Origin of the sequence: Streptomyces sp. 13-12-16 (assembly GCF_002114215.1) — a bacterium.
Taxonomy (GTDB): Bacteria; Actinomycetota; Actinomycetes; order Streptomycetales; family Streptomycetaceae; genus Streptomyces.
Map to the genome: position 1 here is coordinate 1 of NZ_NCTE01001212.1, position 547 is coordinate 547.

1 protein-coding gene is annotated in these 547 nt (G+C 77.1%); it reads left to right on the top strand.

All coding sequences use genetic code 11. The features are described from left to right. Nucleotides 1-547: condensation domain-containing protein (locus B7767_RS37890; protein WP_143652873.1), on the top strand; the 547-nt coding region annotated here is incomplete at both ends.

Genomic DNA, 547 nt, shown 5'->3' on the forward strand with positions numbered 1-547 from the left:
CGCCCTCGCCCAGCGCGTCGCCGCGGGGGCGGACGGCGCCCCGCCCCGGCCGGTCCTCGGCGGCCTCGTGCGCCCGCAGCGGGTGCCGCTGTCCTTCGCCCAGGAACGCATGTGGTTCCTGAACCGGCTCGACGAAGGCGCGGCCACCTACAACATCCCGCTCCTCGTCCCCGCCGGCACCGATCTCGACACCGGGGCGCTCCAGGCGGCCCTGGGCGACCTGGCCGACCGCCACGAGATCCTGCGGACGGTGATCGCCGGGCACGACGGCACCCCCTGCCAGCGCATCCTGCCGCCGGGGGAGCTCCGCCCGGTGCTGCGGCACGTCGACTGCCCCGCGGCGGAGACCGCCGCGTACGTCACCGCCGCGCTGCGGCACCCCTTCGACCTGACCGCGGAAAGCCCCCTCGCCGTCTGGCTCCTGGGCACCACGCTGCTGTTCGTCCTGCACCACAGCGCCGCCGACGGCTGGTCGCTGCGCCCCTTCGCCGAGGACCTGAGCACCGCCTACGCCGCCCGCCGCGACGGCCGGGCACCCGAGTGGGCC